Below are 22,839 nucleotides of genomic sequence, written 5' to 3' on the forward strand. Positions count from 1 at the left end.
CAAGGGGATTTTTTTGTCTTATGTTGAGCGACAAAAAAACGATGGCTACCAATGAAACGGCAACCATCGTTTTGCATTTATCCTTTTTTTATCTTTTTATTCCTCGGTAATTGGCGTATTTTCAAAAACCAGCTGATCGTTCAATAATTCGATCGTAACTTGGGTCTTTGGTAAGACTCTGCCGGCAACGATTTCTTTTGCCAATGGGGTTTCGACTTCTCTCGTAATAAACCGACGGAGAGGTCGCGCACCATATGCTGGCTCATAAGCATTTTCAGCAATCCAACGTTTGGCTTCTTCAGTGATCGTCAGCAGAATATCTTGGACTTCCAGTCGTTGTGAAAGCTGTGCGATGATCTTGTCGACGATGCCTGTCACATCGTTTAGACTAAGCGGTGTGAACAAAATCGTGTCGTCGATCCGATTTAAGAATTCTGGTTTAAAATGCCCTCTCAAGAGATTACGGACATTTTCAGCAACGTTTTCTGGGATCGTCCCTTCTGCGGTCACGCCATCTAGCAAGACTTGAGAGCCGATATTGCTAGTCATGATCAAGACTGTATTTTTGAAATCAACGACTCGCCCTTTTGAATCTGTCAAACGGCCATCATCAAGCACTTGTAATAAGATATTGAAAACATCAGGATGGGCTTTTTCGATCTCATCCAATAAGACGATCGTGTATGGATTGCGTCGAACAGCTTCAGTCAATTGGCCACCTTCTTCAAACCCTACATAGCCTGGAGGGGCACCGACTAAGCGAGACACCGAATGTTTTTCCATGTATTCGCTCATATCGATCCGAACCATATGCTCTTCTGAATCAAAGAGATTGACCGCCAACGCTTTCGCTAATTCGGTCTTACCGACGCCGGTCGGACCTAAGAATAAGAAGGAACCTAATGGTCGATTTGGATCTTGCAGGCCAGCTCGTGAACGAATGACGGCATCACTGACGGCATCGACGGCTTCGTCTTGTCCGATCACTCGTTGATGCAAGGTCTCATTTAATTTCAACAGTTTTTCCCGTTCGCCTTCCACTAATTTCGCAACAGGAATCCCTGTCAAACGTCCAACGACTAGGGCAATCTCATTTTCGGTCACTGATTCTTGGACCATCCGAATGCCTTCATCTTGATTTTTTTCTTCCAGTTCAGCTAGTTCTTTTTCCAGTTGTGGAATCGTCCCATGACGAAGAACAGCTGCCCGTTCCAAATCATAGTTATTTTCAGCATCTTCCAACTCATGCTTGGCTTTATCGATCTCTGCCCGTTTGTTGGAAACTGCATTGACTTCTTCTTTTTCCGTTTCCCACTGCATTTTCATGGTATTGACTTCTTCACGCAATTCCGCCAATTCTTCTTGTAAAATGCCTAAGCGTTTTTTCGATGCATCATCGGATTCCTTTTTCAATGCGGCTTCTTCGATCTCAAGTTGCATCAAACGACGGGTAACTTGGTCGAGCTCAGTAGGCATCGAATTCATTTCCACCCGAATTGTGGCACTCGCCTCATCGATCAAGTCAATGGCTTTATCTGGTAAAAAGCGGTCCGTGATATACCGATCAGATAAGGTCGCCGCAGCAACAAGCGCGTTGTCATGGATGTTGACGCCATGATGGATCTCGAACCGTTCTTTCAAGCCACGTAAAATCGAAATCGTGTCTTGAACGGTTGGTTCCTGTACCAGCACTTTTTGGAAACGACGTTCCAAAGCTTTATCCTTTTCCATGTATTGACGGTATTCATCAAGGGTGGTTGCGCCAATCGTATGCAATTCTCCCCGTGCCAGCATTGGTTTTAGTAAGTTTCCAGCATCCATGCTGCCTTCCGTCTTACCAGCACCTACAATATTGTGGATCTCATCAATAAAGAGAATGATCCGTCCATCGGCTTTTTTCACTTCTTGTAAGACAGCTTTCAAACGCTCTTCAAATTCACCTCTGAATTTAGCACCTGCGATCAAGGCACCCATATCCAGAGAAAAGATCGTTTTGTCTTTTAGGTTTTCTGGGACGTCTTTTCGCACGATCCGTTGTGCCAATCCTTCAACGATGGCTGTTTTACCAACCCCTGGTTCACCAATCAAAACGGGATTGTTTTTTGTCTTCCGAGAAAGGATGCGAATCACATCGCGAATTTCTTCGTCTCGTCCGATAATTGGGTCCATTTTTCCGCTGCGGACTTGTTGCACCAGGTCAACGCCGTATTTTTCTAAAGCTTTGTATTGTTCTTCTTGATTTTGTGAGGTCACACGATCCCCTCCTCTTAATGTTTCGATCGTTTGCTTGATTTCTTTCGCGCTGATTCCTTGTTTCTTTAAATACACCGTCAATGGATGATTTTTCAATTTCATCAACGCATAAAGGACGATTTCTGTGGAAAGATACTCGTCTTGAAATTCATTTTTTAATTGATCTGCCTCAGACAAAAGATGAAACAGATTTTGACTCATAGATTGACCATAACGAACATTTCCTCCTTCAACCGAAGGAAGTTCATCTAATAGTCGGTCAACTTCTTTTTCAAAAGCATCGACATCGAGACCTGTGTCCGTGTAAAAATTGCGGCCGAATTGATTGGCTTGCAATAAAATCTTCCATAAATGTGGAATATCAATTTCTTGATGGTGACGGGTCATGGCAATCTGCTGGGCTTCAGCGATAGCACTTTGTATTGTAGTCGTCATTTTTTCTGGGTTCATACTTTTCCCTCCCAAAATGGTAGTCAGAAAATAAGTACACTGCAAGCAGTATCCTTTTTTCTACTCTTTTATTATACAACGTTGGTCAGTAATGGTCAAAATATTTCCCTCGAACATCAAGATTTTTTTCAGTATTCTTTCATGAAAATTGACAGATGGGAAGCAGCAATGGTATGCTAGGTCATGATTGGTCAGGAACAATCGATTTTCCTGATCGTTTTGATCGCTCTTTGGCGATTTTTATTCAGTAAGATTATCTACTTAGCTGTAACGTCTACTGTTTACAGCTTTTTTATATGGAGGAAATGATGTTAACATTAACGAATATTAGCCAACAATTTGGCGACAAATTGCTTTACGAAGACGTTTCCGTTCAAATCAACCGTGGTGAAAAAGTCGGTTTGATTGGACGGAACGGCGCTGGCAAAAGTACTTTAATCAAAATCATTACAGGAGAAATTCTCCCCGATGATGGCTTCGTCCAATTTCCGAAAAATTTGAAAATGGGCTATTTGGATCAATACGTCAATGTTGATGAAACGCAATCGATCCGTGATTTTTTGCGCTCTGCCTTTGCAGAAGACTTTGAAAAAGAGCAACAGATTGCCGATCTTTATACTTCTTATGGCGAAAGCCTCGACGATAAGCTTTTAGAAAAAGCGGGCGAATTGCAAAATCAATTGGATCAAGGAAATTTCTACCAAATGGATACATTGATCGATGATTTAGCAGAAGGGTTAGGTATTTCGGTTCTCGGAATGGATACCCCCCTCGCTTCTTTAAGTGGTGGTCAACGCTCAAAACTGATCTTGGCAAAAATGCTGCTAGAAAAACCCGACATGCTGATTTTAGATGAACCGACCAACCACTTAGATGATGAGCACATCAAATGGCTAGTTGAGTTTTTACAGGACTTTACTGGTACCTATTTAGTCGTTTCTCATGATCGTCAATTCCTTAACGAAATCACGACCCATATCATTGATATCGAATTTGGCAAGCTTTCTAAGTATACGGGGAATTTAGACAAAGCATTAAAACTAAAAACGCTGCAAAATGAAAGCTATATGAAGCAATACGAAGCACAACAAGAGCATATCAAGAAAACCGAAAGCTATATTCGTAAATACAAAGCTGGTTCTCGTTCAACGATGGCAAAGAGTCGTGAAAAGCAGTTGGCAAAAATTGATCGTTTGACCCCACCGCAAGATGTCCCTAAACCCCATTTAGGATTTGATTTGGCACCAATCGTTACCACCTTGGCCTTAGAAACCACCAATCTAGTCATTGGATACGACCAAAAGCCCTTACTCTCCCCGATCAACCTAACGATCCGCTATGGCGAAAAAATTGCTATACGGGGATTTAATGGGATCGGTAAATCAACATTGATCAAAACGATTCTTGGTGTGATCCCAGCAATTGAGGGATCCGTTTCTTACCCACAGCATACAAAATTCAATTACTTTTCTCAAGACCTTGACTGGGAATATCCATTGCAGACCCCTCTTCAATACCTTGAGGATCTTTTTCCGAAGGCCACCAACAAAGAATTGCGACGGCAACTTTCTCGGGCAGGTTTACCTAGCCAATTAGCCCAGGAAGAATTGAAGCTATTAAGTGGTGGTGAACAGACAAAAGTCAAACTAGCCGAAATGATGTTGATCAAAAGTAACTTCTTGATTCTTGATGAACCGACCAACCATATCGATCAAGATACGAAAAACAATTTGGAAGAAACCCTAGCGGCCTTTCCTGGAACAGTTTTGATCGTTTCCCATGAAGGCGAGTTTTATGAATCCTTTGTTGATCGGATCATTGATTTGAAAGACTGAAAAAAACACGCTTATCCTCTATTCGAAGATAAGCGTGTTTTTAACTTTCCACTTTTTCTTTTCTTAATTCAGTCAACTCTTGGCTAATATCTTTGCGTTTTTCTTTCATTACATAAGCAAAACCAATTATGAAGGGCCAAATGAATGTTGCTAAACGGTACAGTAGCATGGAAGACGCAGCATCGACCGTGCCAACTAATGGACCAAAAAGCAGCATATAAATAAATTCAAATGATCCGATCCCTGCCGGTGTTGGAATCACCCCGGACAAGACGACGGCAAAACTGATGAAGGATAACGTCAACAAGAAATCGATCTCTGGATGCTGCACAACAAGAATCACATAAGGAATCAAATACCAAGGCAGCATCTTCAAAAGATTCCACAAATAGATGCGCAAGAAAGCGGTGCGGTCGGTAATAATCGCATTGACTGTTTCTCGTAAAGAATAAATTTGGGTGTTGCATTTGTCAACCAATCCTCTTAATGTCGCACTTTTGAACAGCTTATTGCTGACGATCACGAAAAAGACTTGGATGTTGATGCTGACCGAAAGTGCTAACAAAGCGGCAATGATCAAAAAAACGAGTACGATCCCCGCTAAAATTACCCAAATCATATTGGGTGCATTGTCATAGAATAGCGAAAATTGAATGATCAACCCAGCGATTGCATAAGTCAATATGGCGAACTTATACATCACCATGTGTAAGGTGGTGACCCCAACGCCCTGTGACAACTGCAAGCCATTTTTACGGTAAAAATTCACCTCTGAGATTAAGGTGCCTGCCCCAAACGTCACAATCCGATAAAAACCACTGTAACAGACGGTCAGAAACCCCGCCTTGGTTGTGAATTCCGGTTGGAAAGTCACGGCAATCTCTTTGACTGTTCGTCCTTCAATCACTAGGTACAATGTGCCAAGCCCCATAACCAGTAAGACGACGAGAAAGCTGGTCTCTCTTAGCCCCGCCAAAATATCCATCATCGAGTTACGGACAAAAAAATACATCACACCCAGAATCCCTACTAGTAAAAGTAAATTAAGGGCGAACTTCACTTTAGTTTTCATATTAACTCCTTGCTTGTTATACCGAATTTATGCAAAAAAGACCATCAGCAGGATAGCAAAAACGGTGCCAAAAGCAAAAAAGAGGTGAAACTTCTTCTTTCTTGTTTTGTGGCGAAATACGCGTTGCGCAATTAAACCGCCTAATCCTCCGCCAATCGCCCCCATAAAAAGGAGATTTGCTTCGGGAACCCGCCAACCTTGTTTCACTGCCTGATATTTATCATACCCCATCAGACAGAAAAGATAAAGATTGACTGCAATTAAATAAAACCACAATGGATTGTAAATCAGTGCATTCATCCATTTCCTCCATATGATTGATCGTAGGGATCATTATTTTGATTCTTGTGCTTCTTCAGGTACCAGCATCGTCAAACCATGTTTGATAACTTTCATCTCAATCGGTAGATCATCCGTTGGGTCGCCATCGGTTCGAGTATGAACCGTTTTTTCTTTGGCCTTTATTGAGACCTTTGCGGCAGTGAAATATTCAACACTTGGTACTTTGGCAATTCTACCACGAATAATTCTTGGTAAATACAAAATAAATCGTAAAATATTCAGTTTTGGCAAAAGAATGATATGAAACAATCCGTCATCAGGCTTTGCTTCTTCATCGAAGTTCTTAAACCCACCTGCTGAATTCGACATGACGATCGTCAGTAATTGAGTTTTCCCCTGCCATTTCCGTTCGTCAGCAATGACTTCTAATTTGTATTGTTTCTTTTTGATCAACAGATGAATGAACCGTTTCATAAACGCTAACGGCCCATATTGCTGTTTTTCTTCTTGGGAAGTGGCTGCGGCGGTATCTGCCAGAAGACCAATGGTCATGGTCGAGATCATGACTTGATCATTGACCGTCCCGTAGTCGATTGATCGCTCAACCCCCGTTAAGATCGTCTCGAAGGCCTCTTCGGGCTTCACCGGTATCCCCAACATTCTGGCAAAATTATTTACGGTTCCACCAGGAATGATGCCGACCTTCAACACATCTAACTTTTCTTTAAAGGTTTGCAATCCATGATGGATCGTCCCATCTCCACCAATGATCACAATCGTATCGACTGCGTGTTTTTCGGCAGCCTCTCGAACGTCTTTGGGATCCACGTCTGGATTTGAGGCCTGCAAGAACGCTTGATGCTCTTCGCCTTGTTCTTTCACATAGGCTTGGAATTTTTCTGCTGTTTCTTTTGCTTCACTTTTCCCCGCTGTATCATTGTATAAAACGAGAATTTTCATCCTATTCACATCCTAAAAAGGCCGGGTCTTACGCAAGACCTGCGTGAAGAGTTCCCAGCCCAAGAGTTTTTCATTTATTCCAACAAATCAAAAATCAACGTTTATGCTTGAGCATTCAGTTCGGCGATTTTCACAATCACATCGGTCGCTTTCATCATTGATTGTAGTGAGACGAACTCATAACGTCCGTGCATATTTTCTCCACCAGCAAAGATATTCGGTGTTGGAATCCCTAAATAGGAGATTTTCGAGCCATCGGTTCCACCACGAACAGGTTCTGTGATCGGAGTGATTCCCACTGCTTCCATCGCATCTTTTGCTAGATCAATGATACTCATATCTTTTTCGATGATTTCTTTCATGTTGTAGTATTGATCATATAGATGAACGTGTACTCTCGGTTCATCAAAGCGGGCATTCAAGCTTTCTTGAACCACTAATAATTGTGCTTTTCTTTCTTCAAAACGGGTCCGGTCATGGTCTCGAATAATGTATGCCATTTTCGCTTCTTCTACTGAGCCGCTGAGACTCATCAAATGGAAGAACCCTTCTGTCCCTTCGGTTTTCTCAGGAACTTCATCAGCCGGTAGCGCATTTTGAAAATCGACTGCTAGTTGCAAAGCGTTGATCATGGTGTCTTTAGCAGTTCCTGGGTGGACATTTTTTCCTTGGATCGTAATTTCAGCTTGCGCCGCATTAAAGGTCTCGTATTGCAATTCTCCTACTGGACCGCCATCCATTGTATACGCAAAATCAACATTGAAATCTTCAACATCGAATTTATCTGCACCAACCCCAATTTCTTCATCAGGGCCAAATGCGACTTTGATTTCCCCATGTTTGATCGTTGGGTTTTTAAGTAAAATTTCCATGGCTGTCATGATTTCTGCAATACCTGACTTATCATCAGAACCTAATAAAGTAGTACCATCAGTAGTGATCAAGGTTTCCCCAGCATAATTTTTTAAATTCGGAAAATCTTTTGTGTTTAATGTGTATTTTCCTTCTTTATCTAATTTAATGGTTGATTCGCCATCGTAATTTTCGATGATCTGCGGATCAACATTCTCTGCATTAAAATCGGCGGTATCCATATGGGCGATAAAACCGATGGAGCGTACGTCATGATCCACGTTACTTGGTAATGTTGCGATCACAAAACCATTTGATTCATTGTAATGAACATCGCTTAATCCTAATTCTTCAAGTTCTTTTTGCAGTTCTTTGGCAAACGCGACCTGTGTTTGGGTAGAAGGTGTTGTCGTGCTTGTCGCATCAGAGCGAGTTTCTGTTTTTACATAATTCAAAAAGCGAGGCAATAAATTTTCGTACATAAAAGATTCTCCTATCTATAGTCAAATGGATTTGTTGAAGTGGTGGAAGGAACAAAGGTCACAGCCCAGTTCTCTTCTGCTTTCCACTGGTTGAATTTCTCAATAAACCGAGGAATACATTCCTTTTCGATGTTGTGCCCTGGATCGATCCCAATCAACCCATTGGCTTGCATGTCATGGGCGAAATGGTAACTGATATCGCCAGTGATGTACACATCCGCTTGATGGCGTAAGGCATCCGAATAAAACGATTGGCCACTGCCGCCGCAAATGGCGATTCGCTGAATTTTTTCAGGTGCACCAGGAAAGCTGACGAGGCGTAAAGCAGTCAAACCAAAGCGCTCTTTGACACGTTCGACAAACTGATCAAGGGAAAGAGGCTCAGCGAGGTTGCCAACCCGTCCGATTCCATAGGTTTTCGGCAAATTGTCTAAGGCATACAGATCATAAGCTGGCTCTTCGTAAGGATGAGCAGCGATCATTGCCGAAAGCACTTTATTCTCGATCGTTTCTGGAAAAATGACTTCGATCTTCGCTTCTTGCACCTGTTCTTCTTTTCCAATCTCACCAATGGCAGGATGTGCCGCTTGCTGTGGCGTAAAGCGACCGGTACCAATCAAGGAATAGCTGGTATTTTGGTAATTACCTTGCTGACCAGCACCTGCTTTACCTAATGCCTTTCGTAACGCTGGTGCCGATTCAACAGGGGTAAAAACAGCTAGCTTCTTCATTTTTACTTGATGGGTTTGCTTCAAATACGTGTCGGGTTCAACTTCTAATAGTTCACAAAACCAATCGTTCAAACCATCTTCAATAATATCCATATTGGTGTGGGCGGCGTAAACGGCAATATCATGCTTGACGAGATCCATTAGCATCTTTTGTTGTGGATCATCTGTCAGCAAGCGGTTCAAAGGCCGAAAGATCGGTGGGTGTTTGGCAATGATCAAGTCGATCTTTTTCTCGATGGCTTCTGCAACCACTTCTGGACGTACATCAAGAGTCATCATGACTCGCTCGAGCGGTTTGTTTAATGTGCCAACATGTAGACCAACAGGATCGCCTTCTTCTGCCAACCACAAAGGGCAGTATGCTTCAAAGCGTTTGATAAATTCTTGACCAGAAATCATGCCAACACCTCCTTGATCCATTCGATCTGATCCTTTAATTCATTGATTTTTTCAGCAGGTGGTTCTTTGGCTTTCTCTAACTCTTTAATGACGCGTTGTCGTTGCTTTAATTCATGTTGCCATTTTTTAAGGAAAACTGGATTTTTTTCTTTTAATAAAAAAGGACCAAAAAATAATTGCTGGGACGTATACGTCGTTTTTCCAGTTTCGGCAACGATAATTTCATAGTTTTTGTCGTTTTCTTCTAAAAGTACTTCATGAATGATTATAAAGTTGTTGCTAACGAGCCATTCTCGCAAAGTCCGTTCCCCAACATTCGGTTGTAAAACCAAGCGTTTGACTCCGGCTAAGCGATTTTTCCGGCTACCTTCTTCTAAAATCGAACGTATCAGTGTGCCACCCATTCCAGCAATGACAACGGTGTCGATGTTGTCTTCAGGTTGAATCGCGTCCAGTCCGTCTGCCAAACGAACCACGATTTTATCAGCTAACCCGTTCTTACGCACTTGTTTGCTAGCAGAATCATAAGGTCCTTGAACAACTTCTCCGGCTACAGCATAAGAGATTTTGTTCTGCAGCATCAATGCAACAGGCAAGTAAGCATGGTCGGAACCGATGTCGGCGAAACGTGCTTGGTCGGGAATTTGTGCGCCCACACAAGCCAAACGATCCGATAATGCATGTTCGTTCATATTGTCACTCCTTCTCTCGTAGTATATCACGCTTTCCAAAAATAGAAAAAAATGTGCGTCTTGACTGTGGTGCCATTGCCAAGGCGCACATTGCATTAATCTTCTACTAATTCAACCTTTTGGATCGAGTTGCCCGGAATTTGCGGCGGGATCGACATCGTCATGATCGGTATGCCTTGCAACGTCACCTGGACGGTAGCACCTTCCGTCAATTCCTCCAGATCTCCTGAATAAGCCTCGACTGGGACATGTAGGATGACCCCATCATTTTGAAAACTTTGGACGACTTGATCGTCATCTTCCACTGCCGCCACCTCTTTCAAAAAGAGTGAAAAGGTATCATCCGATCCTGCTATCGCATCTTCTTGGATAACACCAGTAAAAATTGCGGTTGTTTCCGTTTCTGATGCACTATTTGATACGGAACTGGTCTGCTCGCTGGTTTCAGAAGTTCCAGTCTCCCCATTTGCAGCGCTGTTTCCCTGATTGCCGCAAGCTGTTAAAAGCAGCATTGCTGCAAAGGATAATCCTATTATTACCTGTTTTGTCATCATCTTCTTCCTCCAGTAATAGTCAGTTATTGGCCATCATTTCGTCGGTTTTTACCAGTCATTTGAATTTCTTGTGTCAAATAACGGATACGTTCCATAATGCGCTTGGCTTTTAATGGTTCGGATTCACCTCGTTGCGTCACCGAAAGATGCTGTTCCAACTCATGCATAGTAAAATTCGAAGTAAAGAAGGTCGGCAGTTGTTCTTGCATGCGGTATTGCAATATGACACCGAAGACTTCGTCGCGAATCCAGCTGCTCATCGCATCAGCACCGATATCATCCATCATCAAAATTGGGGCTTTTTTCACTGCATTCAGCTTGTCCCCCACTTGATCTTTGCCGATTGCTTGTTTCATCTCTACCGCAAATGTTGGAAAGTGGACAAGTGTCGTTGTATACCCCGCCTCTGCTAAATCTCTGGCGATTGCTCCAAGCAGGTAAGTCTTGCCAATCCCAAAACTTCCTACAAAGTAAAGGCCTTTATGAAATTCTTGCGGATTCGCTGTCAACTCACTAATAAAATCAACGGCGGCTGCGATAGCCTCCATGCGTCCAGGCGTTTGCTGATAATCTGCAAAGCTCGCTTCTTGAATATCTTTAGGCATATCCATCGCTTTGATACGACTGCGGATCTCTTCTTGTTTCTGGTAAGCCAGTAACTCTTTGGTTGGCACATAGGTGACATCAATAAAATGAAAATTTAACGCTAAGCGTGGTTCATAGCCCGGTGCGATCATGGATGGATCATTGATGCGGAATTTCCGCTTTTCTTGAACGAACTCATACAGTTTCGCATAGCTTTTTTGAATATCCGCTTCGGTCAATGCTTCTTCATTTTCGGCAATAAACGCTTTCACATCAGGATCTTGCAAAACTTCTGCCATCATTGATGAAAACTGATCACGGTAATTGCGTTTATCCAATAATTTCCCTAAGTTTTTTCCAACATCTTCCATTACTTGTCACCAGCTTTCTTATGCAAGTAGTTTTGCAGTTTTTTATCTAATTCTGCTTGTCGCTCTGGCGTTAATGCTGTCTCTTCCACTGGTTTTTCAGCCCAAGAAGGCAGCTTTTCTTCGCGAATGATTTTTTTGCCGCTTGTTTGTGGTCGGCTGCGTTTTTCCTTGGCACTTCGAACAAGGCTCCGAACATGCTTGATCGCATCTTCTGCCGTACCGATTTTTAATTCTGACCACTGGGCGGCAATATTATTTACATAATTTCCGGATAAAGCGGCATTGTTTTGGACTACTAAAACGTAATGAACCAGAACATTGATCACACTATTCGGCAATGGTGATCGTTCGACAAGGCTTTTGATCAACCATTGTTCTGAATCGGTCATAAAACTGTTTTTCTCCGCTTTGATCGCTTTTAGAAAGGCGATCGGCGCATTATTTTCACTTTCTTGAATCAATAATACATCATTTTCTGAAAAACCATTCTGCTTCAATGTATTGAAGCGCCGCAACTGGCTTTCTGCTTGAGGATCTTCTCTTTTTGATGTTTTTGTGAATGTTTGTCGTGATTTCTTCATGATGGCTTGTTCCAGCTTTTTCTGGTCGACCTCGCCTGTTGTCAAAGAAACATTGTCCGCCATCAAATCCAACAATTCCAACACATCATAGCCATATAAGGAATGATATAGAACTAACTTTTGTCGAAAACTCGGCGTGAAATTAGCGGCACGGATATACCGACGTTGCGCTTCATATAAAAGAAAGTCCCAATCCAATTGCTTTTCGTCAAGCACCAAGTTTGCATTGGATTCTTGAAAAGAATTACTGACTGCCTGTAACGTTTCTTCATGAGAGGCGAAACGAGCAGTATTTAACCCATAGGCAACTGAGAAGGATTGGGTCACTTCCTGATAATCGGTTAAAGAACATTTCTTTGGTTGATACAGCTTGACCAGCTGATTAAATTTACGCTCCCCGACTCTTTCCAACAAAAGATAGGTATACAATTCATCTTGAAAAAACGCTGCCGGATGAACCGGTTCTTGCAGCCAATACAGATAGGAGGATCCGTTTTGCAAATCTGCTTTTTCATATGATTTCAGCAAGCCGATACCTTCTAGGTTTTGCTTGGCTTTTATGAAGCGAGACATTCCGACATTCATGGCATTCAAGATATCTAGATGCACGGTCGTCATCGACTCCTCGCCAGAAATGCTTTGGGCTTGGACATCGCTTGCTAGTGTCAAATACAACGCTAAAGCATCACTTTCAATAATTGGTTGATACAAATAAATGAGGGCGTCTTTCCCTTCCGTTGTAAGTGGACGGCTTTTGAACACTTTGTACGATTGATTCGGTAAACTATTGCCCACTTGTTGTCCCCCTCTATTCTTGTGGTTCTTTCGCTTTTTCGACGATGTCTTGTAGTTCTTTTAAGAAAACTGACATGTCTTTAAACTGGCGGTATACACTGGCAAAACGGATATAAGCGATCTCGTCTAAATCAACTAGATCTTCCATCACATACTCACCAATTTGTGTCGTAGATATTTCATTTTCACCAAGAGCACGGACACGACTTTCCACATGATCGACGATTGTTTCCATCTGATCCATTGTCACTGGTCGTTTTTCAGCAGAACGAATCAAGCCCCGTAAAATTTTTTCTCGGTTGAATTCTTCACGGGCACCATTTTTCTTGATCACAAGCAAGGGTGCCTCTTCAATACGTTCAAATGTTGTAAAGCGATAGCCGCAATTTTCGCACTCACGACGACGGCGAATCACACGTCCATCATCGGCTTGTCGACTATCAACTACCCTCGAATTGTTATGATGACATTTTGGACATTGCATAGTTCCACCTCATTTTCTCTCTTATGCGCTTACGTTTTCACGTAAAGTCATCGGTTTCTATGATTAATTATAACATGAAATCCATTGGTACAATAGCCAAAGTGGTTTATTCTGTTCATTTAATACAAAATTTAAATAATGCTATAACTGTTGTTTTTTTCAATGAGAAAAAACGGCAGAAAGATTTCTGCCGTTTCATTTCGTTATTTATCTTTCATTTGCAGCAAAGAAACAAAATCATGCAAATTTGCTGGCTGTTCCAACTGCTGATTGCACCTTTGGCTATCACGGCAAATATAATTCCCGCGTTTCGTATATGTTCCATCGCCGTTGCTCTTGGTCAAAGAAAGAAACATCGACACATTTCCTTCATGCTGGCACAAGGGACAGATCCCTTTTTTGACCTCGGTTGACACATGACCGTGAAGTCCTGTAAATCCCTGCTCAGTGGCTATGATCATAAACTTGCTTTGACTACCGATATCATCCCAAGCAAGATAAGTGGTCTCTTTTAAATCAACGGAAGCAAAATCAGGTATTTTCAGTTTTTTTACTTTCCGAAACATTTTTTCAATTTGTTTTGTTGTCGGCAGCTGAAAGGGTCGGACGTACTCTTTTAGTTCTGTTAACAGCTCATTGCTGCGACTGATCGTCATCCCCTGTTGAAAGAAAGCAGCTAAAATTTCACGTGGTGCTGTTTCTTCTTCAGGAAAAAAATGTTCTATGGCGTCTTTGGTCATCGTTTCAACCGTTTTGATCGTTCGAGGATCATTCACCGATTGATAGGTTCGAACTAATTGGTATACTTGATATTTAATTGAATGAAATTGGTAAGGTTCGATCATAAAAAAGCCTTCTTTCTAATTTTCCGTTTCCTATTGCGGCTGTTCTACTTTCTTGACAGTCGTACACAATGCATAAATAAGCATTTGATGACCACCTCCCAATTTCTTTGCTTCTCTCTATGCGATCTTAATGGATTATAATGAGATGTTGAGCAATTGTCAACTGAGCAGTAGTCTCTTGACTCTTCATCCACTCTGGTTAACAAAAAAATGCCTCGTCTAGAAGACGAAGGCATCCGTGTTCAGTTATAATTTATCTTCAATTCCAGTATAATGCTTCAGCTGGTCTGCATCTCGACGATCGGCAGAAGAAATTTTATTGGCATCAGGATTTTCAGCTCGCAACAATTCTTCACTGCTGACATTTTCTGGGGTAGTTCGATCATTGCGGGCATCGCGCTCGTCATTTTGATCTTCTAATTCATTGACTCTTTTTTGATCGTGCTCTTTCTTGATCTGACCTTCGTGTGCTTGTTCTTTCCCAGAATGGGCAAGTTCTTCATTATTGGTCCACTCACCGATTTTTTCTTTAGCCTTGCCAACGATCACATTTTTTTCGTCTTTAAAAGTACCCATAGTTATCATCCCTCCTGTATAGTTTCATCATAACAAGCATTCTGAATTCTGACAAAAGATATGAATGCGATACCAAACAGTCAGCAAAATGTTTTTCTTTATGCTATAATATGAGCGATTATTTTCTGAATATTCTTACAACTGGAGGTGAAGAACCTGTTTAAGGTTCGACAATAGATGACAATCCTCGATTTCCAACAGGTTTCATTCGTTCGCGACAAGAACTATTTATTAAAAGCGATCAATTGGCAAGTGAAAAAAAATGAGCATTGGGTGATTTTAGGTCTGAATGGTGCTGGCAAAAGTTTATTACTCCAAATGATCACGGGAAGTTTATGGCCTTCTTCTGGTCAACGAACGGTCTTAGGTGAGCGTTACGGAAAAACGTCTGTGCCCGATCTTCAACGGCGCATTGGTTGGGTCAGTTCAGCGCTGCAAAGCAAGTTTTATGGTCGCGATCTTGCCGAAGAGATCGTTCTTTCGGGGCTTTATTCCAGTATTGGTCTTTATGAGTCCTATGAAGAAGAGCAGCTGATCCAAGCAAAAGCGCTTTTGACTGACTTAGGTTTGTCGCATTTGATCAATCGTTCCTATCACGTCCTTTCTCAAGGGGAAAAACAATTTGTCATGATCGCACGGGCCATGATGGCACAACCAGAGATCCTGATTTTGGACGAACCTTGTACGGGCCTTGATCTATTTGCGCGAGAAGAACTGCTAACCCGTCTGGAGGCTTTTTCACATCTGCCGAATACGCCGACTCTTCTTTACGTTACCCATCATACGGAAGAGCTACTACCGATTTTCACTCATTTGCTGATGTTAAAAAACGGCAAAGTCCACGCCGCTGGTCAACGAGAGACGATTTTTACTGAGGAGGTTCTCACCTCTTTTTATGATCAGCCGATCATTCTTCACCCCTTTTCCAGCAATCGCGTGATCGTGACCCCAAAATAAATCAGGGCTGGTACTTTGATATTTAACCATTCATACACGATCGTCTTACTTTCCAAACCAAACAGTTTCCGACATGTTTCAGCGCCAGTTGTTTTTGGAAATGATAGGGCTAGGTTTGCTATTGAAAGATAAAATAGCAGGTTCCCTTTTACTGAAGGGAACCTGCTGTCTTATCTATTTGTTTAAGGATGCTAACCAATCATCGATCTGCTGATTGAGTTGGGCGATCGTTCCTTGATTATCAAAGACAATATCTGCCCGTTGTTTCTTTTTCTCAATGGAAAGCTGACTGTCGATTCGTTGTTGCGCTTCTTGCTCACTCAGTTGATTACGTGCCATCAACCGCTCTTTTTGAAGCGCTTCTGGCACATAAACGACTGCGGTTTGATCCATGTATTGGTCGTAGTCGGCTTCATAAAGCAAAGGAATGTCAACGATCAACAAGGGCACTTCCTGTTTTTTTTCTTCGATCTGAGACAAAATCTCTTGTCGAATAAAAGGAGATAACGTCTGATTCAGCATGCGGCGTTTTTCTGGATCGTTAAAAATCAAAGCACCGAGGGTTTGTCGATCTAGGTGCCCATCATCTGTCAAAATCTGCGGACCAAAGGCTTGCGTCACCGCCTGCAAGCCCTCCGTATTCGGTTCAACGACTTCTCTTGCGATGATATCGGCATCAATAATCGGTAAACCCAGTGATCGAAAATGCGCGACTGCAGTACTTTTTCCAGTGGCGATTCCCCCAGTGACGCCTAAAACAAAACTCATTTGTTGGACCTCACATGCAGTTTTTGACACTGAGGACAAAAATGCGTCCCCCGTTGGGCAACTTTGATCTTGACGATTGGTGTGCCACATCGGCCACAAGGATTGCCTGTCTGGCCATAGACATTTAATGACATTTGGAATTTCCCGGCTTCTCCTAGTGCATTGAGATAGGTCCGAATGGTAGTTCCGCCTGCTTCAACAGCTCGTTCTAAGACATCGATGATTGCTTTATGCAGCACATCTACTTCAGTTGGCATTAATGAATCCGCTGGTTGCTCTGGATGGATTTTTGCTTGCCACAGCGCCTCATCTACATAAATATTGCCCAAACCAGTAACGAGCTTTTGGTCAAGCAATAACGGTTTGATGGCTTTTTTCGAACGCTTCAATCCTTGTTCAAATGCCTCTAATAAAAACAATTCAGGCTTAGGCTCAGGACCTAATTGCATGATGCCTTTATAGGCTGCGCTTTGGTCTTTATCCACTAAGGTCATACGTCCAAATTTTCTTACATCATGGTAATTTAACTGACTGCCATCCGTAAAATGGAAAATGACATGTGTATGTTTATCGACAATCGGGTCTGACTCAAAATACTCGTACTTGCCTTCCATTCGTAGATGAGAGATCAGATCATAATCTGTCAATTTAAAAATCAAAAATTTTCCACGTCGTTCAAATTTTTCAAAACGTTGCCCTTTCAAAAGCGCCGAAAAGATCGGTACTTCAGGACTTTCAATGATTCGCGGCCACAGGATCTCGACCGATTCGATCGTTTTATTCAAAACAAGTTTTTCAAGTCCTTTACGGACCGTTTCAACTTCTGGTAATTCCGGCACCTCTGTTCACCTCATTTATTTTGCATCGTACCATGTTTTGCCCCAATTGCTGTCTGTCAGTAAAGGGACATGCAATGCAACGGCTTGCTCCATCACTTCTTTCACTAAAGCGTCAAGACGAGGCAATTCAGATTCAGGTACTTCAAAGACTAGTTCATCGTGTACTTGCAGCAGCATCGTTGCTGCTAATTTTTCTTCTTTCAAACGTTTCGCCAAATCGATCATGGCAATTTTTAAGATATCCGCCGCACTGCCTTGAATCGGTGTATTGATGGCGGTTCTTTCGGCAAAAGTTCGAATATTGAAATTGCGAGAATTGATATCAGGTAGGTAACGACGGCGATGATACAAGGTTTCAACGTACCCTTTGTCCTTCGCCTCACGAACCACATCCTCCATATACGTTTTCACACCAGGATATTTTTCAAAATACGTATCGATGTATTGTTGGGCGGCTTTTCTGGTGATTCCTAGATTCTGTGATAATCCATAATCAGAAATCCCATAAACGATACCGAAGTTGACCGCTTTGGCTTGACGACGCATATTTGGTGTCACATCTTCTGCTTTTTCGATACCAAAGACTCGCATCGCTGTACTTGAGTGGATATCCTGACCTTCGATAAAGGCTTCTTTCAAATGGGTATCATCTGAAATATGTGCCAACACCCGTAGTTCGATTTGAGAGTAGTCAGAGGAATAGATCACCCAATCAGTTTCTCGTGGCACAAAGGCTTCGCGGATCTTTCGACCTTCTTCTAAACGAATCGGAATGTTTTGTAAGTTTGGATCGATAGAACTTAAACGACCAGTTTGGGTCAAGGTTTGTACATATCGCGTATGGACTTTGCCATCTCCTTGGATCACTTTTAATAAGCCTTCTACATAGGTTGATTGGATCTTAGCGATTTGACGATAAGTCAAAATGTCTTCAACGATTGGTGCTTGCTCTTTTAGTTGTTCTAACACATCGACTGCTGTCGAATAGCCAGTTTTGGTTTTTTTGATAACTGGTAAGCCCATTTTTTCAAATAAAATCACACCTAATTGTTTCGGCGAGTTTAAGTTGAAGGTTTCTCCAGCTTCGGCGTAGATTTTTTCTTCAATTTCATGCAACCGTTGTGCAAATTCGCCCTTCATCTGATGCAAGCGAGACGCATCAACTTTGATACCGGTAATCTCCATCTCAGCTAAAATCATTGATAAAGGCAATTCCATTTCTTCAAAGAGCGCTGTTTGATTCTTCGCTGCCAATTCTTCCGTAAGTTTTGGGGTTAGGTTTGTAATCGCCGCTACTTTACGGGCTAAATGAGCAAAGAAGTCTTCCTCATCCGCCGGCAGCCCTTTTTTCGCTCCTTTTCCATAAATCGCTTCATCCGATTGGATCGCATCATAGCCATAGTGAGCGGCAACACCTGCGATGTCATTATTTGTATCATTCGTGTCTAAAAGATAAGCTGCCAATAAAACATCAAAAGCGATTCCTTTTGGTGCTGTCGTGTACCGGTTTAACGCCACGTACGTGCGTTTGGCATCATAGACGAATTTTTTACGTTTCTCGTCTTTTAACCAATCGGTAAAGGCTGGACTTTCAAACAATTCTTCACGATTGCTGACATAAATTTTTTCTTGATTGCCCCAAGCAACACCGACAATGTCTTCCAAATGATAGTTATCCCCCATCATCTCGACATACAATGCTGTGTCTCCCTGGAACATATCTTCCGTTACTTCTTCAACGACCGAAAACAAAATGTCTGCCATCTCAACTGGTTCAGCTGTAATTTGCAGCTTATCTAAGAAGCTATTAAAGTTCATTTCTTGGTAGAATGGCACCAATTTCTCTAAATCTTTGCCTTCATATTTCAGTTTGTCGACATCGACCTCAATGGGCGCATCCACATCGATGGTTGCTAATTGTTTTGAAAGAAAGGCGATCTCACGGTCATTGATCAAGTTTTCTTTCATCTTGCTTTTTTTCATTTCATCGATGTGTTCATAGATTCCCTCAACGGAGCCATATTCCTTTAAAAGCTTAATGGCTGTCTTCTCACCAATTTTGGTGACGCCGGGAATATTATCGGAAGCATCGCCAGCTAGTCCTTTCATGTCGATGATTTGTAAGGGTGTTAGGCCGTCATATTTTTCAGCCACATGAGCGGGCGTATAACTTTCAATTTCGCTAACGCCTTTGACCGTAATGTCAACTTTCACGTGCTCCGTTGCCAGCTGGGTCAAATCGCGATCGCCAGATAAAACGACGACATCAAATAGCTCTTTATCGACTTTATTTGCCAATGTGCCAATGATATCATCGGCTTCATAGTTATCTAATTCGTAGTATTGAACACCTAACGCGTTGATCAATTCGCGAATGTAAGGCATTTGTTCTTTAAATTCCCCAGGGGTTTTTGAACGCCCACCTTTATAATCTTCATACATCGCTGTCCTGAAGGTGGTTTTTCCAGCATCAAAAGCCACTAAAACATGTGTTGGCTGTTCTTTTGCCATCACATTTTCAAACATAGTATGAAACGCATAGATGGCATTTGTGTGCAGCCCGTTGGCATTTTTAAACCGTTCTAATGAATTATGCAACGCAAAAAACGCGCGAAAAGCCACACTATTCCCATCAACGAGTAGTAATTTATTTTTTGGCATTTGATTACTCCTTTTCTCAAAAAGTTCCTCTTTATTCTATCAAAGAACGGGCACAAAAGCGATGAATTGCTTTGTTTTCTCTCTCATTTTATACAAAAAAAAAGGCGAGTTTCCTCGCACTTTTTTTAGTTGTTTTTGCCAAAGATTCGCAATAACGCTAGGAATAAGTTGATGAAGTCTAAATACAGTTGTAATGCCATGAAAACGGCCACTCCAGTATTTGCGCCACCATTCGTTGCGAAGTATACATTGCGGATTTGCTGATTGTCATAAGCGGTGATTCCCATAAAGACAAAGACGGTCACGATCGATAAGAAAAAGTCAACCGGTTGACTGCGTAAAATAAATACATTCAAGAGCGTTGAGATGATGATCCCGATCAACAGACCATAGCCGATACGACCAACCACACTTAGATCACGTTTGGTCATGATCCCAAATGCTGACATGACACCAAAAGTGACGGCTGCTGAAACAAATGCTCCCACGATCGATCCAAAGTCATAGATCATCAATGTCACAGACAAGGTCAATCCATTCAAGAGCGAATAGACTAAAAAGCCAGCAACGGTCAAGGACGGATTTTTCTGCGCCTTCACCCCTAATACAATAACTAGAATGATCTGTAAGATCCAAAGACCGGTAAATCCTAGCGGAAAATTGTCGATAAATTGCAGGGTTTGCGCTTTGAAGACTTCCCCAAAAATATAGGCTGAAATCGCACTGATCGCAAGCCCAACGCCGAAGAATAAATACACTTTTGAATAAAAGCGATTTAAGCCTTGGGCTTGGACGGTTTCATTGTTTAAATTATTCATCTTGTTGTTCCTCCTCATTTACTGCTACTGCTTTTGGCGGCTGGACCATGACCACAGCATCTAAAATACGATGATCTTCTGTGTTGATCGCTTCAACCGAAATAGTTACCACGTCTTTCATTTTATCCACTTTGATCACTTCGAATTCAAAGGTCAATGTTTCATAATGATATACAGGTTCAATAAAGTTCACCGAAAAATTGACTACATGAGAGCCAGGACCAGGCAAATGTTTCGATACGGCACTGGTGATGATCCCCATCAACATGATGGATGGGACGATTGGACGCTGATACTCAGTATTTTGCGTGTAGTCATGTTGAATATACAAAGGGTTTGCATCATTAGTAAGTCCTAAATATAACAACAGTTGATTGTCTTCGATCGATTCTGTTAAGGATAACGAATCGCCTTCCTCGATATCTTCAATACTTTTCCCTATTTTTCGCGGTTTTCCTATATTCAAAATTTAATTCCTCCAAAAAGAATAGTTTCATCTGAGTATATTCTATCAGATGCCGACAAAAGTGCAAGTTCGCGGTGCTGCTTTTGCAAAAACTTCAGATGTAAAAAACTCTTGCAGCAAACACGCCACAAGAGTCTTTGATTACAATACGTTACGAGTTGTATTGCTTAGTAGTTTTTCATAGGCTGTTTCAAATTTTTGCACATCTCCTGCTCCCATGAAAATCACGACAGCATTTTGATGATCTAGTAGCGGAGAAACGTTCTCTTCTTTGATCACAGTTCCGCCTCTTTGAATTTTATTGCCCAGATCTTCAATCTTAACATCCCCTCGAGATTCACGGGCAGATCCAAAAATGTCACATAGATACACATGGTCTGCAAGATCTAACGCTTCCGCAAATTCATCCATTAAAGCGATCGTACGGGTAAAGGTATGAGGTTGGAAGACAGCAATAATCTCTTTATCCGGATATTTTTGACGAGCGCCATCAATCGTTGCTTTGATTTCTGCAGGATGATGGGCGTAGTCGTCTACGATCGTCATATCCGCTACGATTTTTTCGCTGAAGCGACGTTTCACTCCAGGGAATGAGAGCATCTCAGCGGCAACTTCTTTCATGTCCAATCCTTCTTTGTAAGCCACAGCGATCACACTGAGTGCGTTGTTGATGTTGTGTTGACCAAACGCTGGCAAGACAAAATGGCCAATATTTTCACCATGGATAAAGACGTCGAACTCTGAACCTTGGGTGGTGCGTTCAATGTTTTTTGCTTGAACATCGTCGTTATCGTTGACGCCGTAATAGTAGATCGGGACATCTGCTTCAAGTTTACGCAGGTACTCGTCATCACCAAAAGCAAAAATGCCTTTTTTTACTTGACTTGCCATCGATTGAAAGGCTGAGAAGACATCGTCAATCGAGTGGAAATAGTCCGGATGATCAAAATCGATGTTGGTCATAATTGCATAGTCCGGTGAATAAGCTAAGAAATGACGGCGGTATTCACAAGCTTCAAACGAGAAGAATTCCGCATCGGGCTCTCCATGACCGGTACCATCGCCAATCAAGAAACTTGTTGGCCGGATGCCGCTTAAAACATGAGAAAGCAATCCTGTCGTACTGGTTTTTCCGTGAGAACCAGTCACAGCAATACTCGTATAGGGCTGAATGAATTGGCCAATAAAGTCATGATAACGAGTGACTTCTAAACCAAGTTCTTTGGCCCGTATGATTTCTTCGTGGGTGTCAGGGAAAGCATTCCCTTGGATAATGACCATTTCTGGTTGAATGTTTGCTTTATCGAAAGGCAACAATTTGATTGCTGCTTTTTCTAGATCACGTTGAGTGAAGAAATATTCTTCCACATCAGAGCCTTGTACTTGGTAGCCTTTTTCGTGCAGAATCAAAGCCAATGAACTCATACCGGAACCTTTGATTCCAACAAAATGATGTATTTTGTTTTGATTTTCCATTATTATAATCCTCTTTTCTCAAATCCGCGTCGTAAAAAAACGCGTGTATTGACAA

General features: G+C 42.0%; 21 protein-coding genes. 2 read left to right on the top strand and 19 right to left on the bottom strand.

The window, feature by feature from the left end:
• Positions 1 to 96: 96 nt before the first annotated feature.
• A complete protein-coding gene (gene clpB / locus IGK63_RS08265) occupies positions 97 to 2,703 on the bottom strand; it encodes an ATP-dependent chaperone ClpB (protein ID WP_016611833.1) in 2,607 nt (868 codons plus the stop codon).
• A 308-nt stretch (positions 2,704 to 3,011) separates the two neighbouring features.
• Between clpB and IGK63_RS08270 the strand changes: the two genes are divergently transcribed.
• The gene (locus IGK63_RS08270; RefSeq protein ID WP_034872663.1) at positions 3,012 to 4,538 is read left to right on the top strand and encodes an ABC-F family ATP-binding cassette domain-containing protein; all 1,527 of its coding nucleotides are present in this window, start codon (positions 3,012 to 3,014) and stop codon (positions 4,536 to 4,538) included.
• 40 nt (positions 4,539 to 4,578) lie between these two features.
• Here IGK63_RS08270 and IGK63_RS08275 read toward each other — a convergent pair whose 3' ends face one another.
• The 12 genes from IGK63_RS08275 to IGK63_RS08330 form a co-directional block, all read right to left on the bottom strand.
• A complete protein-coding gene (locus tag IGK63_RS08275) occupies positions 4,579 to 5,610 on the bottom strand; it encodes a lysylphosphatidylglycerol synthase transmembrane domain-containing protein (RefSeq protein WP_016611837.1) in 1,032 nt (343 codons plus the stop codon).
• 27 nt (positions 5,611 to 5,637) lie between these two features.
• Complete coding sequence (locus IGK63_RS08280; RefSeq protein WP_005235800.1) at positions 5,638 to 5,910, bottom strand: DUF1294 domain-containing protein; 273 nt, start codon at positions 5,908 to 5,910, stop codon at positions 5,638 to 5,640.
• A 33-nt stretch (positions 5,911 to 5,943) separates the two neighbouring features.
• Complete coding sequence (locus tag IGK63_RS08285) at positions 5,944 to 6,852, bottom strand: diacylglycerol/lipid kinase family protein (protein WP_016611838.1); 909 nt, start codon at positions 6,850 to 6,852, stop codon at positions 5,944 to 5,946.
• Positions 6,853 to 6,953: 101 nt separating this feature from the next.
• Positions 6,954 to 8,186, bottom strand: a complete 1,233-nt coding sequence (gene pepT, locus IGK63_RS08290) for a peptidase T (RefSeq protein ID WP_016611839.1) — start codon at positions 8,184 to 8,186, stop codon at positions 6,954 to 6,956.
• A gap of 11 nt (positions 8,187 to 8,197) precedes the next feature.
• On the bottom strand, positions 8,198 to 9,316 hold the full coding sequence (locus tag IGK63_RS08295; protein ID WP_301280254.1) for a Nif3-like dinuclear metal center hexameric protein: 1,119 nt from the start codon (positions 9,314 to 9,316) through the stop codon (positions 8,198 to 8,200).
• The gene (locus tag IGK63_RS08300; RefSeq protein WP_034872664.1) at positions 9,313 to 10,008 is read right to left on the bottom strand and encodes a tRNA (adenine(22)-N(1))-methyltransferase; all 696 of its coding nucleotides are present in this window, start codon (positions 10,006 to 10,008) and stop codon (positions 9,313 to 9,315) included. Before IGK63_RS08300 ends, IGK63_RS08295 begins: the two co-directional genes overlap by 4 nt.
• 95 nt (positions 10,009 to 10,103) lie before the next feature.
• Positions 10,104 to 10,562 (bottom strand): hypothetical protein, encoded by a 459-nt coding sequence (locus IGK63_RS08305; protein WP_016611841.1) that lies wholly within the window; start codon positions 10,560 to 10,562, stop codon positions 10,104 to 10,106.
• Between the two features lie 23 nt (positions 10,563 to 10,585).
• Positions 10,586 to 11,518: a primosomal protein DnaI gene (gene dnaI / locus IGK63_RS08310; protein WP_016611842.1), complete on the bottom strand. Its 933-nt coding sequence runs from the start codon at positions 11,516 to 11,518 to the stop codon at positions 10,586 to 10,588.
• Complete coding sequence (locus IGK63_RS08315) at positions 11,518 to 12,894, bottom strand: replication initiation and membrane attachment family protein (RefSeq protein ID WP_016611843.1); 1,377 nt, start codon at positions 12,892 to 12,894, stop codon at positions 11,518 to 11,520. The genes dnaI and IGK63_RS08315 overlap by 1 nt, the downstream gene beginning before the upstream one ends.
• Positions 12,895 to 12,907: 13 nt before the next feature.
• Positions 12,908 to 13,378, bottom strand: a complete 471-nt coding sequence (gene nrdR / locus IGK63_RS08320) for a transcriptional regulator NrdR (protein WP_005226004.1) — start codon at positions 13,376 to 13,378, stop codon at positions 12,908 to 12,910.
• A gap of 203 nt (positions 13,379 to 13,581) precedes the next feature.
• Positions 13,582 to 14,223 (bottom strand): FusB/FusC family EF-G-binding protein, encoded by a 642-nt coding sequence (locus tag IGK63_RS08325; RefSeq protein WP_016611844.1) that lies wholly within the window; start codon positions 14,221 to 14,223, stop codon positions 13,582 to 13,584.
• A gap of 246 nt (positions 14,224 to 14,469) precedes the next feature.
• Positions 14,470 to 14,808, bottom strand: a complete 339-nt coding sequence (locus tag IGK63_RS08330; protein WP_016611845.1) for a hypothetical protein — start codon at positions 14,806 to 14,808, stop codon at positions 14,470 to 14,472.
• 168 nt (positions 14,809 to 14,976) lie between these two features.
• Between IGK63_RS08330 and IGK63_RS08335 the strand changes: the two genes are divergently transcribed.
• A complete protein-coding gene (locus tag IGK63_RS08335; RefSeq protein WP_086332401.1) occupies positions 14,977 to 15,756 on the top strand; it encodes an ABC transporter ATP-binding protein in 780 nt (259 codons plus the stop codon).
• A gap of 174 nt (positions 15,757 to 15,930) precedes the next feature.
• Here the strand turns inward: IGK63_RS08335 and coaE are convergent, their stop codons facing one another.
• From coaE to murC, 6 genes are all read right to left on the bottom strand, one after another.
• Positions 15,931 to 16,524 carry a dephospho-CoA kinase gene (gene coaE / locus IGK63_RS08340; protein ID WP_016611847.1) on the bottom strand — a complete coding sequence of 198 codons (594 nt, stop codon included), beginning with the start codon at positions 16,522 to 16,524 and terminating at the stop codon, positions 15,931 to 15,933.
• Positions 16,521 to 17,363, bottom strand: a complete 843-nt coding sequence (mutM, locus tag IGK63_RS08345; RefSeq protein ID WP_016611848.1) for a DNA-formamidopyrimidine glycosylase — start codon at positions 17,361 to 17,363, stop codon at positions 16,521 to 16,523. Before mutM ends, coaE begins: the two co-directional genes overlap by 4 nt.
• A gap of 15 nt (positions 17,364 to 17,378) precedes the next feature.
• Positions 17,379 to 20,024 (bottom strand): DNA polymerase I, encoded by a 2,646-nt coding sequence (polA, locus tag IGK63_RS08350; protein WP_016611849.1) that lies wholly within the window; start codon positions 20,022 to 20,024, stop codon positions 17,379 to 17,381.
• 125 nt (positions 20,025 to 20,149) lie between these two features.
• Positions 20,150 to 20,842, bottom strand: coding sequence for a Bax inhibitor-1/YccA family protein (locus IGK63_RS08355; protein ID WP_005235771.1), 693 nt, complete (start codon positions 20,840 to 20,842; stop codon positions 20,150 to 20,152).
• Positions 20,835 to 21,308, bottom strand: a complete 474-nt coding sequence (locus tag IGK63_RS08360; protein ID WP_005235769.1) for a MaoC family dehydratase — start codon at positions 21,306 to 21,308, stop codon at positions 20,835 to 20,837. The genes IGK63_RS08355 and IGK63_RS08360 overlap by 8 nt, the downstream gene beginning before the upstream one ends.
• A gap of 141 nt (positions 21,309 to 21,449) precedes the next feature.
• Positions 21,450 to 22,784 (bottom strand): UDP-N-acetylmuramate--L-alanine ligase, encoded by a 1,335-nt coding sequence (gene murC / locus IGK63_RS08365; RefSeq protein WP_005235767.1) that lies wholly within the window; start codon positions 22,782 to 22,784, stop codon positions 21,450 to 21,452.
• Between the last annotated feature and the right edge of the window lie 55 nt (positions 22,785 to 22,839).

It is taken from the genome of Enterococcus sp. AZ040 (assembly GCF_050499185.1).
Classification (GTDB): Bacteria; Bacillota; Bacilli; order Lactobacillales; family Enterococcaceae; genus Enterococcus_D; species Enterococcus_D entomosocium.

Coding starts and splice junctions, on each gene's coding strand:
- IGK63_RS08275 (WP_016611837.1), bottom strand. CDS start 5,610: ATGAAAACTAAAGTGAAGTTCGCCCTTAATTTACTTTTACTAGTAGGG.
- IGK63_RS08305 (WP_016611841.1), bottom strand. CDS start 10,562: ATGATGACAAAACAGGTAATAATAGGATTATCCTTTGCAGCAATGCTG.
- IGK63_RS08280 (WP_005235800.1), bottom strand. CDS start 5,910: ATGAATGCACTGATTTACAATCCATTGTGGTTTTATTTAATTGCAGTC.
- IGK63_RS08295 (WP_301280254.1), bottom strand. CDS start 9,316: ATGATTTCTGGTCAAGAATTTATCAAACGCTTTGAAGCATACTGCCCT.
- murC (WP_005235767.1), bottom strand. CDS start 22,784: ATGGAAAATCAAAACAAAATACATCATTTTGTTGGAATCAAAGGTTCC.
- IGK63_RS08270 (WP_034872663.1), top strand. CDS start 3,012: ATGTTAACATTAACGAATATTAGCCAACAATTTGGCGACAAATTGCTT.
- IGK63_RS08330 (WP_016611845.1), bottom strand. CDS start 14,808: ATGATAACTATGGGTACTTTTAAAGACGAAAAAAATGTGATCGTTGGC.
- dnaI (WP_016611842.1), bottom strand. CDS start 11,518: ATGGAAGATGTTGGAAAAAACTTAGGGAAATTATTGGATAAACGCAAT.
- coaE (WP_016611847.1), bottom strand. CDS start 16,524: ATGAGTTTTGTTTTAGGCGTCACTGGGGGAATCGCCACTGGAAAAAGT.
- IGK63_RS08355 (WP_005235771.1), bottom strand. CDS start 20,842: ATGAATAATTTAAACAATGAAACCGTCCAAGCCCAAGGCTTAAATCGC.
- polA (WP_016611849.1), bottom strand. CDS start 20,024: ATGCCAAAAAATAAATTACTACTCGTTGATGGGAATAGTGTGGCTTTT.
- IGK63_RS08300 (WP_034872664.1), bottom strand. CDS start 10,008: ATGAACGAACATGCATTATCGGATCGTTTGGCTTGTGTGGGCGCACAA.
- pepT (WP_016611839.1), bottom strand. CDS start 8,186: ATGTACGAAAATTTATTGCCTCGCTTTTTGAATTATGTAAAAACAGAA.
- IGK63_RS08285 (WP_016611838.1), bottom strand. CDS start 6,852: ATGAAAATTCTCGTTTTATACAATGATACAGCGGGGAAAAGTGAAGCA.
- IGK63_RS08325 (WP_016611844.1), bottom strand. CDS start 14,223: ATGATCGAACCTTACCAATTTCATTCAATTAAATATCAAGTATACCAA.
- clpB (WP_016611833.1), bottom strand. CDS start 2,703: ATGAACCCAGAAAAAATGACGACTACAATACAAAGTGCTATCGCTGAA.
- IGK63_RS08335 (WP_086332401.1), top strand. CDS start 14,977: ATGACAATCCTCGATTTCCAACAGGTTTCATTCGTTCGCGACAAGAAC.
- nrdR (WP_005226004.1), bottom strand. CDS start 13,378: ATGCAATGTCCAAAATGTCATCATAACAATTCGAGGGTAGTTGATAGT.